Source organism: Bacillus sp. FSL W7-1085, from assembly GCF_038595035.1.
Taxonomy (GTDB): domain Bacteria; phylum Bacillota; class Bacilli; order Bacillales; family Bacillaceae; genus Bacillus; species Bacillus altitudinis.
Genome location: NZ_CP152000.1, coordinates 938759 through 955802 on the forward strand (window position 1 = coordinate 938759; position 17044 = coordinate 955802).

16 protein-coding genes are annotated in these 17044 nt (G+C 39.8%); 9 read left to right on the plus strand and 7 right to left on the minus strand.

What is annotated here, in order from left to right:
* Positions 1 to 135 precede the first annotated feature (135 nt).
* From MKY11_RS04705 to MKY11_RS04715, 3 genes are all read left to right on the plus strand, one after another.
* On the plus strand, positions 136 to 1881 hold the full coding sequence (locus MKY11_RS04705) for a phospho-sugar mutase (protein WP_268357609.1): 1746 nt from the start codon (positions 136 to 138) through the stop codon (positions 1879 to 1881).
* A 151-nt stretch (positions 1882 to 2032) separates the two neighbouring features.
* Positions 2033 to 3178, plus strand: coding sequence for a GAF domain-containing sensor histidine kinase (locus MKY11_RS04710; RefSeq protein WP_041507534.1), 1146 nt, complete (start codon positions 2033 to 2035; stop codon positions 3176 to 3178).
* Positions 3175 to 3825 carry a response regulator transcription factor gene (locus tag MKY11_RS04715; protein WP_007497084.1) on the plus strand — a complete coding sequence of 217 codons (651 nt, stop codon included), beginning with the start codon at positions 3175 to 3177 and terminating at the stop codon, positions 3823 to 3825. Before MKY11_RS04710 ends, MKY11_RS04715 begins: the two co-directional genes overlap by 4 nt.
* Before the next feature lie 157 nt (positions 3826 to 3982).
* Here MKY11_RS04715 and MKY11_RS04720 read toward each other — a convergent pair whose 3' ends face one another.
* Complete coding sequence (locus MKY11_RS04720; RefSeq protein ID WP_008349000.1) at positions 3983 to 4231, minus strand: YhdB family protein; 249 nt, start codon at positions 4229 to 4231, stop codon at positions 3983 to 3985.
* 248 nt (positions 4232 to 4479) lie between these two features.
* Here MKY11_RS04720 and MKY11_RS04725 point away from each other — a divergent pair, with 248 nt between their 5' ends.
* Positions 4480 to 4743 (plus strand): YqzG/YhdC family protein, encoded by a 264-nt coding sequence (locus MKY11_RS04725; protein WP_224562989.1) that lies wholly within the window; start codon positions 4480 to 4482, stop codon positions 4741 to 4743.
* Between the two features lie 45 nt (positions 4744 to 4788).
* Here MKY11_RS04725 and MKY11_RS04730 read toward each other — a convergent pair whose 3' ends face one another.
* Together MKY11_RS04730 and MKY11_RS04735 are read right to left on the minus strand one after the other, a co-directional pair.
* A complete protein-coding gene (locus MKY11_RS04730) occupies positions 4789 to 6264 on the minus strand; it encodes a catalase (RefSeq protein ID WP_045034838.1) in 1476 nt (491 codons plus the stop codon).
* Positions 6265 to 6424: 160 nt separating this feature from the next.
* Positions 6425 to 6856 carry an Rrf2 family transcriptional regulator gene (locus MKY11_RS04735; RefSeq protein ID WP_041507532.1) on the minus strand — a complete coding sequence of 144 codons (432 nt, stop codon included), beginning with the start codon at positions 6854 to 6856 and terminating at the stop codon, positions 6425 to 6427.
* 183 nt (positions 6857 to 7039) lie between these two features.
* On the opposite strand from MKY11_RS04735, the gene MKY11_RS04740 reads away from it, so the two are divergent.
* Together MKY11_RS04740 and MKY11_RS04745 are read left to right on the plus strand one after the other, a co-directional pair.
* A complete protein-coding gene (locus MKY11_RS04740; RefSeq protein WP_342501898.1) occupies positions 7040 to 8239 on the plus strand; it encodes a globin domain-containing protein in 1200 nt (399 codons plus the stop codon).
* Positions 8240 to 8315: 76 nt separating this feature from the next.
* The gene (locus MKY11_RS04745) at positions 8316 to 9731 is read left to right on the plus strand and encodes a SpoVR family protein (RefSeq protein ID WP_024719961.1); all 1416 of its coding nucleotides are present in this window, start codon (positions 8316 to 8318) and stop codon (positions 9729 to 9731) included.
* A gap of 50 nt (positions 9732 to 9781) precedes the next feature.
* Here MKY11_RS04745 and MKY11_RS04750 read toward each other — a convergent pair whose 3' ends face one another.
* On the minus strand, positions 9782 to 11146 hold the full coding sequence (locus MKY11_RS04750; protein WP_058337533.1) for an alkaline phosphatase: 1365 nt from the start codon (positions 11144 to 11146) through the stop codon (positions 9782 to 9784).
* Between the two features lie 354 nt (positions 11147 to 11500).
* On the opposite strand from MKY11_RS04750, the gene MKY11_RS04755 reads away from it, so the two are divergent.
* On the plus strand, positions 11501 to 12331 hold the full coding sequence (locus tag MKY11_RS04755; RefSeq protein ID WP_007497097.1) for a C40 family peptidase: 831 nt from the start codon (positions 11501 to 11503) through the stop codon (positions 12329 to 12331).
* 457 nt (positions 12332 to 12788) lie between these two features.
* A complete protein-coding gene (locus tag MKY11_RS04760) occupies positions 12789 to 14189 on the plus strand; it encodes an amino acid permease (RefSeq protein WP_024719963.1) in 1401 nt (466 codons plus the stop codon).
* 44 nt (positions 14190 to 14233) lie between these two features.
* On the opposite strand, the gene MKY11_RS04765 is transcribed toward MKY11_RS04760, so the two are convergent.
* From MKY11_RS04765 to MKY11_RS04775, 3 genes are read right to left on the minus strand one after another with little or no spacing between them, the layout of a single operon-like run.
* Positions 14234 to 14524 carry a hypothetical protein gene (locus MKY11_RS04765; protein WP_008348984.1) on the minus strand — a complete coding sequence of 97 codons (291 nt, stop codon included), beginning with the start codon at positions 14522 to 14524 and terminating at the stop codon, positions 14234 to 14236.
* Entirely contained in the window at positions 14512 to 15570 is a 1059-nt protein-coding gene (locus tag MKY11_RS04770) for an anti-sigma factor (protein WP_342468083.1), read from the minus strand. The genes MKY11_RS04765 and MKY11_RS04770 overlap by 13 nt, the downstream gene beginning before the upstream one ends.
* Positions 15563 to 16054: a sigma-70 family RNA polymerase sigma factor gene (locus MKY11_RS04775; protein WP_008348979.1), complete on the minus strand. Its 492-nt coding sequence runs from the start codon at positions 16052 to 16054 to the stop codon at positions 15563 to 15565. The genes MKY11_RS04770 and MKY11_RS04775 overlap by 8 nt, the downstream gene beginning before the upstream one ends.
* Positions 16055 to 16441: 387 nt before the next feature.
* Between MKY11_RS04775 and MKY11_RS04780 the strand changes: the two genes are divergently transcribed.
* On the plus strand, positions 16442 to 17044 hold the full coding sequence (locus MKY11_RS04780; RefSeq protein ID WP_024719965.1) for a 1-acyl-sn-glycerol-3-phosphate acyltransferase: 603 nt from the start codon (positions 16442 to 16444) through the stop codon (positions 17042 to 17044).

Below are 17044 nucleotides of genomic sequence, written 5' to 3' on the forward strand. Positions count from 1 at the left end.
CGATCGTGTATCGGCTTTTTTTATTTTGTACATCGTTTTTTCATATGTTCATGATATAACATGACATAAAGGATAATTCCATATAAAATAACAGTAGATATTATTTTATTGATGATAAGAACTGGGAGGACGAACATGAGTTGGATTACGAATTATGAGCGTTGGATCAATGAGAAGCACCTGGATACTGAACTAAGGGAATGGCTGGAGGCACATCAAGATGATCATCAAGCGCTTGAAGACTGCTTCTACAAAAACCTTGAGTTTGGTACTGGAGGAATGCGCGGAGAAATTGGTGCTGGAACGAACCGAATGAATGTTTACACTGTTCGAAAAGCATCTGCTGGTCTTGCTGCGTATATTGCAGCACATGGAGAGGATGCAAAAAAAAGAGGCGTCGCCATTGCCTATGATTCACGCCATAAATCTCCTGAATTTGCGATGGAAGCGGCCAAAACACTTGCTTCACATGGCATTCAAACATACGTATTTGACGAACTGCGTCCGACACCAGAACTCTCTTTTGCAGTTCGAGAACTGAATGCCTTTGCAGGGATTGTTGTGACAGCAAGTCACAATCCGCCAGAATATAATGGCTATAAAGTTTATGGAGAAGATGGAGGCCAAATGCCCCCATTTGAAGCAGATCAAGTCATTAAAGAAGTAGATGCCATCGAAAATGAATTAGCCATTTCAGTGGAATCAGAAGAAGTATTGAAGCAAAATGGTTTGATCCGCATGATTGGTGAAGAAATCGATCAAGCGTATATGGAAAAATTAAAAACGATTCGTGTGCACCCTGAGCTTGCAAAAGAAGTCGATGTCAAAGTGGTGTTTACCCCGCTTCATGGGACGGCGAATAAACCTGTCCGAAACGGACTTCAGGCCTTTGGTTATAAGCATGTGACGGTTGTACCTGAACAGGAAAAACCAGATCCGCAATTCTCGACGGTTACGTCTCCAAATCCAGAGGAGCATGCCGCTTTTGAATACGCCATCAAGCTTGGCGAAAAGCAAAATGCTGATATTTTGATTGCGACAGATCCAGATGCAGATCGATTAGGTATCGCTGTGAAAAATCATGATGGTGAATTTACCGTTTTGACCGGCAACCAAACAGGCGCCTTACTACTTCATTATTTATTATCTGAAAAACAAAAACTAGGTCAGCTGCCGCCTCGCCCTGTTGTGATGAAAACGATTGTGACAAGTGAGCTTGGGCGTGCTGTTGCCTCAGCATTTGGAGCTGACACGATTGATACGCTCACTGGCTTTAAATTTATCGGAGAAAAAATCAAGCAGTTCGAGGAAAGCGGAGAATACACGTTTCAATTCGGCTATGAAGAAAGCTACGGCTATTTGATCGGTGATTTTGCACGAGATAAAGATGCAGTTCAAGCGGCATTATTAGCAGTTGAAGTCGCAGCCTTTTATAAGAAACAAGGCAAGTCATTATATGATGCGCTTGTTGATATTTTTAAGGAATTTGGATTTTACAGAGAAGGGTTAAAGTCATTAACCTTAAAGGGGAAAGTAGGAGCAGAGCAGATTTCTGCTATTCTTCATACCTTTAGATCAAACCCGCCAGCTTCTATCGCTGGTCAGCGCATTACGGTCATTGAGGATTATCAATCAAGTCAAAGGCACCTTGTGGCTGAAAAGAAAGAAGAAACGATTCATCTGCCGGCATCAAACGTCCTGAAATATTTCCTTGAAGATGGCTCATGGTTTTGTTTACGACCTTCTGGTACGGAGCCTAAAGTCAAATTTTATATTGCAGTCAAAGGCACATCTTTAACAGACAGCGAAGAAAAGCTGAAACACTTATCAGAAGAAGTCATGAAAGTCGTCTATGACATTGTGGAAGAAACAGCTAAATAAAATATCACAAAGCCATCATGTCATGCATGATGGCTTTTTCTCAGTCAAAAGGATGAGAAAAAATCATCCTTTTTGAGAAAGAGCCGCACAGATGCTCATGGTATAATCAACATATTGATAAGAGAGGCAGTAAAAGCCGGGGGTACACACGATGGGAGATTACCAAGAAAAAGTCAAAACATTAAAAACGTTAAAAGAAATTGCTGAAAAGCTAAATGAAGGGATGGAAATGAAGGAAACGCTTCATGAAGTGCTTCATATGCTTATGGAAGTGACAGGCTTTCAAACAGCATGGATTTATTTTATAGAAGAAGACGGATCGTATGAACTAATGGCAGAAGTGTGCTTACCTGAAGCGTTGGCAAAGGATCGAAAGCAATTGATGTGTCAAAACGATTGCTATTGCATCAACCGCTACACGAAAGGCTCACTGCAATCAGCTACCAATATCATCAATTGTAAACGGATTGAAACGGCGATTGAGCAAAAGCTTGGAGATACAGAAGGAATTACCCATCATGCAACCGTTCCGCTCCAAGCATGTAAGCGTACGTTTGGCTTATTAAATGTGGCGGCAAAAGGGAAGGTCACATTTACACAGGAGGAGCTGAATCTGCTTGAAAGTATTGCACTGCAAATTGGTACGGCTATTCAGCGCATGAAGCTTGTGCAAAATGAGCAGCAGCATGCACTTTTAGAAGAACGAAACCGGCTTGCGCAGGATTTACATGATTCTGTGAATCAAATGCTGTTTTCCGTGAGTTTGACTGCAAAGGCAGCGCGTCAAATGACAAGTGATCAAAAATTAGGTGAAATGATTGATTTTATTCAGCATTTATCACAAGATGCCCTCATTGAAATGCGATCACTCATCTGGCAGTTAAGACCAAAAGGGCTTGAAAAAGGATTTACAACAGCGATTGAAGAGTATGCACAGCTTTTAGGTCTAAATTGTTCATTGTCTTTATCAGGCTGTATGGAAATAGATCATTCAAAGCACGAAACCTTATTTCGCGTATGCCAAGAAGCTCTAAATAATTGCCAAAAGCATGCGGGCGTTGAGAAAGTAGAGGTCAAACTGGAGCAATCAGGAGACACGTTTGGTATGAAAATCATCGATCAGGGAAAGGGATTTCAGTATGATGAACAAATGAGTCTTCCTTCATTTGGGTTGAAAGGGATGGCTGACCGTATCCGAAGAGCAGGAGGTACATTTTGCATCAATTCTGAGCTAGGGAAGGGAACGACGATTGATGTGAAAGTACCATTTTCTCAAGAAAGGAAGGGATTGTCATGAGGGTAGTCATTGCAGATGATCATCACATTGTCAGAAAAGGGCTGGTCTTTTTCTTGCAAACCCAGCCAGATGTAGACATCGTTGGTGAAGCATCCAATGGAGAAGAGGCACTACAGGTAGTGAGGCAGACAAAGCCTGACATTGTCTTGATGGACCTTTCTATGCCTGTAATGAATGGGATTGAGGCGACAAAGCAAATGACGCTGGATATGCCGGATGTCCGCATTGTCATTCTGACAAGCTATGCAGATAAGGACTATGTGATCCCTGCTATCCAAGCGGGAGCAAAGGCTTATCAGCTCAAAGATGTAGCACCTGAAAAGCTTCTCACGACAATGATTGAGGTGCAAAATGGTACGTACCAGCTAGATGGTCATATTACAGCTTTTCTTGTCCAGCATCTAACTGAACCTAAAGAGCAGAAATGGGCATTGATGAACGAACTGACCAATAGAGAACGTGATGTCTTATTTGAAATCGCAAAAGGGAAAAGTAACAAAGAAATTGCCTCATCGCTTTTTATTTCTGAAAAGACTGTGAAAACTCACGTGTCTCATGTGTTATCAAAGTTAGAGCTGGCAGATCGAACTCAGGCCGCTCTATATGCGGTAGATTATCAAAAAAATCAGCCGAAAGAGCTGTTGTAACAGTCATGGTGGACATTTCAAAAGACTTCATGAGTATTTCTCATGAAGTCTTTTCTTCTTTATGAAAGGCGGTCAGTAAAAGGGTGAAAACAAAGAGCTAAAATAAAGTTCATTCTAGCCCTATGTCAACAATCTGAAAGAAAATCAGCCTTTTTCTTTATGTGTACATCGGTTCAGCATATGCTTCAGCAACGGCAGCCTCTGAAGCATGGTCAATATACTGCAGGAGTCCATATAAACATTTTTCAACATCTGCATCGTTCCGGTTAAATTGATACGCATGTAAGAAATGCTCAATACGTTTCGAGAGCAAATCATCTTGCGTACGGACCATAAGAATAAGTAAATTATCCCATTGCGAGCGATGCGTATAATAAAGTGCCTTATCATAATCTGCCACATTCATTAAACCTTCTCCTTTCCCTTGAGAAGTCTTACTTAGTTTGCTCGGATCAGATCGACTTTTTCAGGGGAAAAGTTGGTGTCTGCATAAACAGGGTACCGGGAATTATAGGCTGAATAAATGCTTGATGTATGAAAAAGAACCAACCAGCAAAACCTAAACAAAATAGACATGAAAGTGAGAATATTGATATCATGCACCCGAAATTATGGATGCTTTTTGCAGCAGGAATTGTTTTATTTGGCAGTCTCATGATTCATCCATCTTCACAAGCAGCTGTGCAGCCAGCAGAGAATTGGGAAAGGCTTGCGTATACTGCCTTGCAAGATGAATATGAAGGCGCCGCTTTAAACGATTATCATTACATTGGACGTACACAAGTGAATGAAGATCAAACAAAAGATGTGTTTCGCGTGACCGTGAAGGAAGGCTCCACACGATTTGCAGCACATGCAGAAATTTATTTTCATCCGGTGACGGGTCATTTGATTAGTATTAACGTGTTTCGGTTATAAAAAAGCACCTCTTTTAAAAAGAGGTGCTCCAGCTGAAAAGAAGATCTATTTCATGCTTCCTTGAAGATATGAGCGAATATCCACACCGAGTGAATCCGCTAAACGCTGTCCATAATCTTCATCTGCACGATAGAAGTTGCAGATCGCAAGTAATTTCGTTTTTTCATTTACGTCTTTCAAGTCAGCTGTCAAGTTTTTGATCAATGCTTGTTTCTCTTCTTCAGAGTAGCTTCGATATTTTTCTCCAGCTTGTTTGAAATCGTTTGGTTTTTCGATTTTTTGTCTCACCATACGGTCACCGTGAAGAACCGGTTCACTTTCTTTGTAGTGAGGGTTTTCTTTTGGCTGATCGTCATAACGGTTTGGTTCATAGTTAATATGACCGCTTGGACGAGTTGTTGTCATAAAGCCATCCTGTTGGTTATTGTGAACAGGCGCATAAGGACAGTTCACTGGGATGCGCATGTAGTTTGCACCTAGGCGGTGACGCTGCGTGTCAGGATAAGAGAACAGACGACCTTGAAGCAGTTTGTCTTCAGATGCTTCAATTCCTGGTACTAGGGCACTTGGCGTGAAAGCAGATTGCTCTGTTTCAGCAAAGAAATTTTCTGGATTGCGGTTCAGTGTCATGCGGCCCACTTTTTGCAGCGGATAATCTTCCTCGCTCCACGTTTTCGTCGGATCACATGGATCATAATCTAGTTCATCATAATCACTGAGCGGCATAAGCTGAACGTAAAGATCCCATGCTGGATAATTTCCTTTTTCAATACGATCATACAAGTCTCTTGTCGCATGCTGGAAGTCGTTTGCTTGAATTTCTGCAGCTTCTTCCATCGATAAATTGCGAATGCCTTCTGATGGTCTCCAGTGGTATTTCACATATTTTGTTTCTCCGTATTTGTTTACCCATCTAAACGTATGAACACCAGAACCGCGCATTTCAGCGTAGTTCGCAGGAATACCTTCGTCAGAGAAGAGCCATGTGAGCATGTGAGTGGATTCAGGTGTTAACGTCATAAAATCCCAATAACGGTCAGGATCTTGAATGTTTGTTACAGGATCTGGCTTGAGAGAGTGAACCATATCAGGGAATTTGAGTGCATCACGAATAAAGAAGATCGGCAAGTTGTTCCCAACTAGATCATAGTTGCCTTCTTCTGTATAAAATTTGACAGCGAAGCCGCGAGGGTCACGTAATGTTTCAGGCGAACCTTTAGGATGAATAACCGTTGAGAAACGGACAAAAACGTCTGTTTGTTTTCCTTTTTCACTTAAGAAGGCTGCTCTTGTATGTTTCTCCATGCTATTTTCTACTTCAAATACACCATAAGCGCCGGCGCCTCTTGCATGAACGACACGCTCTGGAATACGTTCACGGTCAAAGTGTGCAAGTTTTTCAATCAAATGGTAATCATCAAGAAATGAAGGTCCCCTGTGACCAGCAGTTCTAGAGTTTTGATTATCGCCAACTGGCACGCCTTGATTCGTTGTCAAATTTTTATGATTAGAATTTGTCATTCTTTTTCTCCTCCTGTAAACAAAAAATGGTTTCTAGCAATCTATATACCCTAATTATATTGAATCAAACATGATAGTCAATATTTATTTATAATAATTTTAAATAAATTATTATTACAAGGAGGTAAAGAAAAAGACGAAAGAAATAAATTCTTTCGCCTTAGAGCAGAAGCTCTCTTAGAGCATCTTTGTTTTGTGTTAAATCATTTAATGTGTATTGGTCAAGAACGCGTAAATAAGCAGTGAGTGCTTCATGAAGTACGTGCTTTAATGAACAAATCGGGGAGATAATACAGCTGTTTTTCTTCGGATCAAAGCATTCAACCATGACTAAATCATCCTCTGTATAGCGGACAACCTCACCAATATTAATGCTTTCTGGGCTTTTCCCCAGCCTAATCCCACCATTTCTTCCGCGGATCGTTTCTACATAACCACGTTTTCCTAGATGGTAAATTACCTTTGTCAGGTGATTTTTCGAAATGCCATAAATATCGGCAATCTGCTGAATATTTGACAGTTCATTGTTTTCTCTCGAAGCTAAATAAATGAGTACCCTTAATGAGAAATCTGTATAATTCGTAAGTTTCATTTGGACGACCTCTAAACCTAATAGAGTTTTGTATCATCGTAACACATTTTAGACAAAAACTGTTCGAGAAAGTGCTAAATGTGACAACATTTAAAACATGTATTATAAATATTGCTTTTATACGTTGTCTTCCATTACGATAAAGATGTATTTGAAATACATCTTTTGAAAGAAGGAATAACGATGTTATCCACAGATCAAATGAATGCCATTAAACAATCAGCCCCTCTTCTAAAAGCTGAGGGAACAAAACTTGTGACAGTTTTTTATCAAAATATGATTAGACAGCATCCAGAGCTACTCAATCAGTTTAATAAAACAAATCTCATGAATGGAAGCCAGCCAGAGGCGCTTGCCGCAACACTCTATCAAGCTGCACTGCACATTGACCGCTTGGCAGACTTGCTTCCTGCTGTGAAACAAATTGCCCATAAGCATGTCAGTGTCATGGTGAAAAAAGAGCAGTACCCAATCGTCGGATATCACCTTCTTGAAGCAATGAAAGAGGTATTTGGGTTATCAGAGGAAGATGACACATTGTTGGCTTGGAAGGCTGCATATGACATCATTGCGAATATATTCATCACCATTGAGGCAGAAATGATGGCTGAAAATGTGAAACAAACTGGTGGATGGGCAGATGTCAAACCGTTTATTGTGAAGAAAAAGAAACAAGAATCTCCATCACTCATTTCCTTTTATTTAGTACCAGAGGATGAATCTGAGCTACCAATGTATGAAGCTGGTCAATACATTACGTTGCAGGTAGATATGCCGGGTGAAGCCTATGTATGCAGCAGACAATACAGTTTATCAGATCAATATCACCCATCTTACTATCGCATTACAGTGAAACGAGATGGGCATGTCTCCACATTCCTGCATGATGAAATGAGAGAAGGCGATGTTCTTCACGTGAGTATGCCGCAGGGAATGTTCTGTTTGCAAGATGATACAAAAGAACCCGTTTATTTGATTAGTGCCGGTTCTGGTGTCACACCAATGATTGGTTTAGTGAAAACAGCGTCGCATAACAATCAGCCATTCACGATGATTCATGCAGACAGACTAGAGGATGTAACTGCTTTTGAACAAGAGTTTGAACACGTCCTCACTTCATCTCCAGAGGGGCGTATTATCCTTTGTAACGAACAATTTGAAAAGAGTGTAAAGAGTGAGCTGGTTGAGAAGGTGGCTACGCGGATTGACCGACCTTTCCTTCAATCAGTCATTGGTGAAGGAAAAGGCCAATTTTATGTTTGCGGTTCCCCAGCATTTACACAGGAAATGATCCTTATTCTAAAAGCGTTGGACATTCCGGAAGAGAATATCCATTTTGAAGCGTTCGGCGGGCAGTCCATGAAAGAGATGGAAGTCGTCTAAACAACTGGCTGAACATCATGTTTTATTAGGTACGCTCATATAGTAGGGATAAGTCCGATGAGGAGGGATGGTTTCCTTGAGCGTATCTGAAAAGCGTCTTTTACAACGAGCCATTGATGAAATTACAGAAATTGCAGAAGGATTTGGTCTGGATTTTTATCCGATGAGGTATGAAATCTGTCCCGCGGAGATTATTTATACATTCGGTGCATATGGCATGCCAACACGATTTAGCCACTGGAGCTTTGGAAAGCAATTTCACAAAATGAAGCTTCATTATGATTTAGGATTAAGCAAAATTTATGAGCTGGTGATTAATTCAAATCCTTGCTATGCCTTTCTCCTTGATAACAATTCGCTTGTTCAAAATAAACTAATTGTGGCTCATGTCTTGGCACACTGCGATTTCTTTAAAAACAACTGCCGTTTCCAAAACACAAAACGAGATATGGTGGAAAGTATGTCAGCGGCAGCAGAGCGAATTAAAGAATATGAACATATCCACGGTACAAAAGAAGTCGAGTCCTTTTTAGATGCTGTATTGGCATTGCAGGAGCATATTGATCCGTCGCTTGTTCGTTCAAAATTAAGCTGGAATCTCGACGATGAAGATGAATATGAAGAGGACAAACCAAAACGTCAAACGCCATATGATGATTTGTGGGGAATGGATGAACCGAAAACACGTGAGAAAAAGAAAACGATCAAGCAATTCCCCCCAAAGCCAGAAAAAGATATATTGCTCTTTATCGAGGCACACTCCCGGGAGCTAGAGCCTTGGCAGCGGGATGTGCTGACGATGCTGAGAGAGGAAATGCTCTATTTTTGGCCACAGCTAGAAACGAAAATCATGAATGAAGGCTGGGCATCGTATTGGCACCAGCGGATTATGCGTGAACTTGATTTAGATTCAAGTGAATCGATTGAATTTGCCAAATTAAATGCAGGTGTCGTGCAGCCATCTAAGACAGGAATCAATCCTTACTATTTAGGGCTGAAGATTTTTGAAGATATTGAAGAGCGCTACGATCATCCATGCGAGGAATTAAAAAAAGCAGGAGTGACGGAAGGGTCGGGTCGCAGCAAAATGTTTGAAGTGCGGGAAATTGAATCAGACATTTCTTTTATTCGAAATTACTTAACGAAAGACCTTGTGATGAGGGAAGATTTGTACTTGTTTCAAAAGCAGGGGAGAGACTATAAAGTCATTGATAAAGAATGGAAGGCAGTCCGTGATCAGCTAGTCAGCATGAGGGTCAATGGCGGCTTTCCGTATTTGACAGTCATCGATGGCGACTATTTAAAAAACAATGAACTCTATATTAAACATTGGTATGAAGGCATTGAGCTCGATCTCAAATACTTAGAAAAGGTGCTTCCATATTTGTATCAGCTATGGGGAAGAAGTGTGCACATCGAGTCAGTTCTTGAAGGAAAAGAAGTGATGTTTTCATACGATGGAAAAGGGGTTCATAGGAAGTATCTCACTTAATAATCAAAAAAGATGTCTACGAATAGACATCTTTTTTTGTGATTAGCACTTTATTGGTTTTTCAGCAGTTTGAAAATGTGTTTCGCTTGATCTGTATTTTCCATGAGCCCTTTTAGCTGTTCGCTTGTTGGCCCATAAGCATAAAATGGTACTTCATCCCCTGTATGACCCGATGTGGTCCAGCCTGTATGAGACCTTGTATTGATGACTTTTTCGATGGCATCATCAATTTGAACAGGATCTTTTGTTTCAGCTGCCTTTTGAATAGAGGCGATTTCCTCTTTTGTGAAATCAAGGTCGATGTATTGTTTGAGCGCAGTCTCGACCTTCATACCCCCTACAATTTTGTTTGCAATGAAATCAGGTGTTTTTTTTGCTGCTTTGACAGGCTGATAATCCCAGCTGCCCGAGCCGTCTGCCCCGAAGGAAAGGCCGCCAGTTGAATGATCTGCTGTCGTGATGACTAACGTATTTTTATCCTTTTTTGCGAAACGAATGGCTTCTTCAAATGCTTTTTCAAAATCTTTCATCTCACTCATCGCACTGACAATATCGTGGTCATGTCCAGCCCAGTCAATTTGACTGCCTTCAACCATGAGGAAAAATCCTTTTTTGTTTTTAGACAGCTGTTTGATGGCTGAGGATGTCATGTCTTGCAATGAAGGGGTCGTTTTATCACGATCAATTGCTTTATCGAGACCACCGTCAGCAAAAATGCCTAACAATTTTTGCTGTTTGTTTTTTTGTAAGTCCGCTTTATTGGTTACGTAACGATAGCCTGCTTTTTGAAATTCTTTCGTCAAATCACGATCTTTGCGGACAAAATCGATCAGTCCTCCGCCAAGCATGACATCGACTGTATGCTGTTTGCCAATTTTCTCATCGAAGAAATCATCAGCAATGGCTGCTGTGTTTTTTCTAGAAACATCGTGGGCGGCATACGCAGCAGGTGTCGCATTGGTTAATTCAGATGTGACGACAAGACCAGTAGACTTTCCTTTGCGTTTTGCTTCTTCCAATACTGTTTTTAGTTTTTTGCCATTTTTGTTTACACCAATGGCGTTGTTGTATGTCTTTTGACCAGTTGCCATGGCTGTCCCAGCTGCTGCTGAATCAGTAATGTTACTTTTAGAATCATCAGGGTATGTTTTATGCATGCCAGTGAGGTAAGGGTCAAACGCTGTTTGCTTGGAAAGATCACCGTTGTGTTTAAATGAGCGGTAAGTTGAAAGGTAAGGTGTTCCCATGCCATCTCCAATGAGCACGATCACATTTTGTACGTCATTTTTTGGTTTCTTTTTAGCCTCAGCTTTGTCAGCCTGTCCAAATTCAATTCCTGAAAAAATACCAATCGATAACACTGATGCGGCTGCGATTGCAGCTATTTTCGTTTTCGAGCTTTTCAACACACTCATTCATTTTGCCTCCTCATTGTTTATGTATCGCTCTCACGTTTACAATGGTAGAACAGAAGTGTGGATTCCAAATGACAGCACCGTAAAGTTCACTTTAAAATTGTAAAGGTCCACTTTACATAGAATGAACCAAAAAGAGAAATGAATGTATGATTTATCTATGACAAGATGCATTTGATTTGTCATGATTGTGTAATAAAAATGAAATAAAAAGAACCCTAAAAAAAAATATTTTTTGCCGAATTAATAAGCATAATGTCGTAGGAAGTCAAGACTATTTCTTCTGGTATTCGATCCTTATAATAGAAAGTAGATAAAAATTCGGATCACGATAGATACATACAGGAGGAACAAATGAAAAAACAATTGATCACAGCTGCAAGTGCAGTTCTACTTGGGACGACATTATTTGCCGGAGCTGCCTCAGCACAATCAGTAAAGGTTCAAAAAGGTGACTCTCTTTCTGTTCTAGCGAAAAAATACAAAACAACCGTGAGTAAGATTAAATCAGACAATAAACTGAAATCTAACACGATTTATGTTGGACAAACCTTAAAAGTGAATGGTACTTCTTCAAAAAAGGTAACGAAAACATCAAAAACAACAACAAAAGTAAAAGCGTCTTCAACGACAGCCACTCATAAAGTTGTCAAAGGTGATACTTTATCTAAAATCGGCAAAAAATATGGAATGACAGTGAAAGAGCTGAAATCGTTAAATAAACTCAAAACAGATCTGATTAAAATTGGACAAAAGCTGAAAGTGAAAAAGACATCCAAAGTGAAACCAACACCTGTCAAAGAAAAAACAGTTGCTACTTCTTCTTTAAATACGTCTAAACTCGTAGCAGATGCGAAAGCACAAAACGGTACACCATATAAATGGGGTGGAACGACACCGAAAGGCTTTGATTGCAGCGGTTTTATGTGGTATATCATTAACAAACAAACAAAGATTTCAAGACAAACGACTGAAGGTTTTTGGGGATCAATGAAAAGCGTCTCAACACCTAAAGTTGGAGATTTTGTCTTCTTTACAACCTATAAATCTGGCCCATCTCACATGGGTGTCTACCTTGGGAACAACAAGTTTATCCACGCTGCTTCTGATGGTGTGACGATCAGCGATATGACTTCAAGCTATTGGAAGCCAATTTACCTTGGCGCAAAGACATTTGTAAATTAATAATGGATCTTAAGAGACTGCTTACTAGGCAGTCTCTTTTTTTTGTATATCGTTTGCGCAGCTAAAACAGTCCTTTATCATAGCTCTCTATGAGTCTAAAGGCTTTTAAATAAGCAAAAGTGAAGACAAGTTATCAAAAGAACAATTTTATTTTCACTTTATAAAAATTATATCAAAAAAGTATAATTTTGTATGTTGTATAATAAATAGAAGAGGCCAAGCTATGATTTGAATAAAGATTGAAGAAAATCTACCATGAATATTGACAAGTATTTTGTTGATAAATAAGAATTTTCACTCTATTTTGAAAAAAAGTGTTTTCATTTTTTAATTTTCATATATAATAATTTTACGCCACCAATTTATTGCGCTAAATTAAATCTAAATATTCAGAAAATAAAGTGAATTACGAAGTGGTGGCGTCTTTAGACGGATACTAAGTTTTGGGAGTGATGGTATGAGCAATTCGTTGTTTAGAAAGAAGAGCATTTCAGAGCTAATTGCGGCAACACAAGGGGAAAAAGCGTTAAGAAAGGAATTAGGTTCATTTGACTTAACGATGCTTGGTATTGGAGCGATTATCGGTACAGGGATATTTGTTCTGACAGGTACAGGCGCCGTCACAGCAGGACCAGGACTTGTTTTATCATTTGTGATTGCAGGTCTTGCATGTTTATTTGCGGCATTGTCATATGCGGAATTCGCTTCCACAGTGCCAGTATCAGGATCTGTTTATACATTTACGTACGCATCTATGGGAGAATTTTTAGCGTTTATCATTGGCTGGGATTTGATATTAGAATATATGCTAGCCGCTAGTGCCGTTTCAGCAGGCTGGTCAGGCTACTTTGTGTCGTTTTTAAATGGGATAGGGATTCATATACCGGTTGAATTAACAGCAGCACCAGGTGGTTTAAAGGGTCAAGTGACATATTTTAATCTTCCTGCATTTATTATTTTAATGATCATCACCTTCTTGCTGTACTTCGGTATTAAAGAATCAAAACGAGTCAACAACATCATGGTCATTATGAAAATTGCGGTGATTCTGCTCTTTATTTTAGTCGCTGTGAAATATGTAAAACCTGAAAACTGGACACCATTCGTTCCTTTTGGAACTTCAGGTGTGTTAAGTGCAGCAGCTCTCGTATTCTTTGCATTTATCGGATTTGATGCAGTTGCTTCTGCGGCAGAGGAAACAAAAAATCCATCCCGCAACTTGCCAAGAGGAATCATCACTTCCTTATTGATTTGTACCATGTTGTATGTGGTAGTCAGTGCCATCATGACAGGCATTGTTCCATTTATGAACTTTGAGGGAGTATCCCATCCAGTGTCTCTTGTTTTACAAGTAGCCGGTCAAAATTGGGTGGCGGGTATTGTAGATGTTGGGGCGATTTTAGGGATGACCACGGTCATGCTTGTCATGCTGTACGGCCAAACACGTGTCATGTTTGCCATGTCTCGTGATGGCTTGGTACCAAAGGTTCTTTCAAAGGTTCATCCAAAACATAAAACACCTTATATCAATACTCTTTTCTTTGGGACATTGTCAGCATTAATGGGTGGATTCATTCCGCTTGATGAGTTGGCAAGTCTAGTGAACATCGGAACACTTTCAGCTTTCATTTTGATTTCAGTTGCTGTCATTGTCATGAGAAAAACACAGCCTGATTTACCGAGAGCATTCAGATGCCCCGCAGTGCCGCTCATTCCAATCTTGGCTATTCTATCTTGCGGACTGCTCATTTATAAGCTTGGCACCATCACATTTGTTCGTTTCTTAATCTGGCTTGCCATTGGGCTTGTTGTCTATTTCTTATATTCAAGAAAGCACTCCGAATTAAACAAAAAATAAGAGTGTACAGAAAAAGCCAGTCAAGTATGACTGGCTTTTTAGTATTAAAAACCTAATTGAAGATCGACATCAATCGAGACGATCGCATAGACACAAACGATGACAAAAATATTCAGAACGACGCCTAGGAAACCTGGTCCAGTGCGGCCTTTTTTAATGAACAGTTCAATCACACCGAATGGAACTGCGGCCATTGCAAAAGGAAGCATTTGAAACGAATAAAATGTCACATTGCTAATAATGGCGAGGTTCAGCATGAGCAGCGATAAAATAGCGGTGCCGACTGAAATCCAGCCAAACACATTATGCTCTTTAAAAATTCTTACCAATTCCATAATTCCACCTCGCTCACTTTGGCCGTTTTAATGCGTTTTGTCTTCACAAATTTCTCTATTTCTTTAGAAGGACCTGTGACAACAGAACCGTAAACCGTGACACCATTTTGATTGATGTAGCGTATTCGGTTAGAGAGGTCAAGTTCAGGTCTGCCAGAGATCGTTTTTGCCCAGGTTGGATGCTGGTTGACATAGGCGAGGGCATCTTTGAACTGATCAACCTCTGTTTTTGATGTGTGCTGAAGCTCTTTTAAAAATTCAGAGTCTTTCCCGGGGTAACCGATTGGACGCTGATTTCCACTTAATGAATCTTCTGTCTTTATCGCATTCCAAAGCACTTTCATATCATATTTTTTAGCAAATGAATACACGTCTTTCGGTGTGTATGCTTTGTCATAGGATACATACACTTCACTCACTGTTCCTTCAGGCAGCTTGTCTAAAGTAGTGAGTGTTTGTTTTTTAGATGTATCTGCCTGAGACGAAGGGTGCGTAAAGAAATCCTCCGTATTACGTGCGCTGTCTCCATAATAAGAGATCGTAGGCTGTTTTAATTTATCGAAAAACATTTCGATTTGTTCACTGCCGATGGCTTCTGTTTTATTGCCAATTTGTTTTTGTAGCTTAAGTTCTGTGTTCATACCAAACAGTTTGACTTGCCCTTTTAAATCCTTCATATCAATGGCGACATTCGGTTTTGTTAGGGCGACTGTTACAGCGGCCGTTTCCATAAAATGATTGCCTTTACTGTCTGCTCCGCCAACGCCGTAGTATAGATAACTACCTAGTGTACAAAGCGGTAAAATAATCAGTGTAGATATGACAGCAAGCACAGAAATACGTAAATAGGACTTTCTTTTTCCGTATTGTAAAATGGCTTTTTGTTTTTCAGGACTGATGGAGAAGTCTGTCCAATCTGAGTCATTCAGTTCTTGGCTTAAGCGTTTTTCATTTTCTTCGAGCTCTTCTTCAAACGCCATCATTTCTTCTTCATTCATCTCGCCATTATTATATTGTTCCCATCGCTTATTAAACTCTTCATTCATCATTAACACCTCTGTTATATAGTGCTTTTAGGCGCTGCCTTGCACGAAATAAAACACTTTTAAAATTTGCTTCAGTAATATTCATGACCTTGGATGCTTCTTTGTAATTCAGTTCTTTTAAATAATACAATGTCAACGCTTCCTTGTAGTTATCTGGAAGCTGCTCCAAATACATGTTGAGAACTTCTTTTATTTCAATCTGTTCAGCAGGACTTTGTACAGACGTTTGTAAAAGGCCGCCAATGAGATCATCCGATATGGTCACTTCTTTTTTATGTTTCCTGACATAATCAATAAAAGCATTTCGTGCCACCTGAAATAACCAAGGTTTCACTTTGCTATGGTCGTAGGAATGAATATGTATATAAGCACGCATAAAGGTTTCCTGCAATAAGTCCTCTGCCAAATGTTTGTCTTTTGTCATGGAGAGCAGAAACCTGTAAACATCGTTCATATACATTTGATAAATTTCATCGATCGTCACTGATTTTTCTCCCCTCTATGTTATACACGCATAAGAAAGGCATAAAGTTGCACGAAACTTCTCATAGGCCGTACATTACTCATCTCTTTCACCCGAATCAAAATCATTTCTCCTTATCATAGCGAAATTTGCATCATTTATAAAGTGTTTTCAATAGAACAAATCAGGAAAAAAACTCAAAAAACGACAATTTTGGACACATTTCTCCCTCTATTCTCTCCTAAAAACACATGCTTGAATACAGAAGGAGCGGTCATCTTAAGTGAAAAGATGATTTTAGTGAACCGTCTCTATTTTATCAGCAGGAGAAAATTTTTAGTACCAGGTAATAAAAAATTTGTTATAATAGAAACAAATCCTTCATTCTTCAAACAAAGGAAGTGCACTATGTATAAATTTTCAGGCTATACCGTCAAAGCATTTTTTGCTCTCCGAGGCGGAATCAAAGTATATCAAAAAGAGAATCTGCCAACAGACCGGGGGTTTGTCATTGCTTGTACGCATGAGGGTTTTGTGGATGTTCTTGCATTAGGCGCAGGAATTCTTCCGTTTGAGATCCACTACATGGCGAAAAAAGAATTGTTTGCAAATAAATGGATCGGCGGATTTTTAAAGAGGATTCATGCTTTTCCAGTTGATCGAGAGAATCCTGGGCCAAGCAGTATTAAAACGCCCATTAAATTATTAAAAGAGGGAAAGATCGTGGGGATTTTTCCAAGCGGCACACGTACAACGGAAGATGTTCCTTTAAAAAGAGGGGCAGTTACGATTGCGCAGCTCGGCAAATCACCAATCGTACCAGCAGCGTACAAAGGACCTTCTAATGCAAAAAGCCTTTTTAAGAAGGGGAAAATGCGCTTAATCATTGGTGAACCGATTGAGCAGTCTGAATTTGATCATCTGCCGCCAAAAGAAAGATTAGGTGCGATGACAGAAGTATTAAACACAAGAATCAAAGAACTTGAAGCTAAGTTAATCGAAAAGGGATAA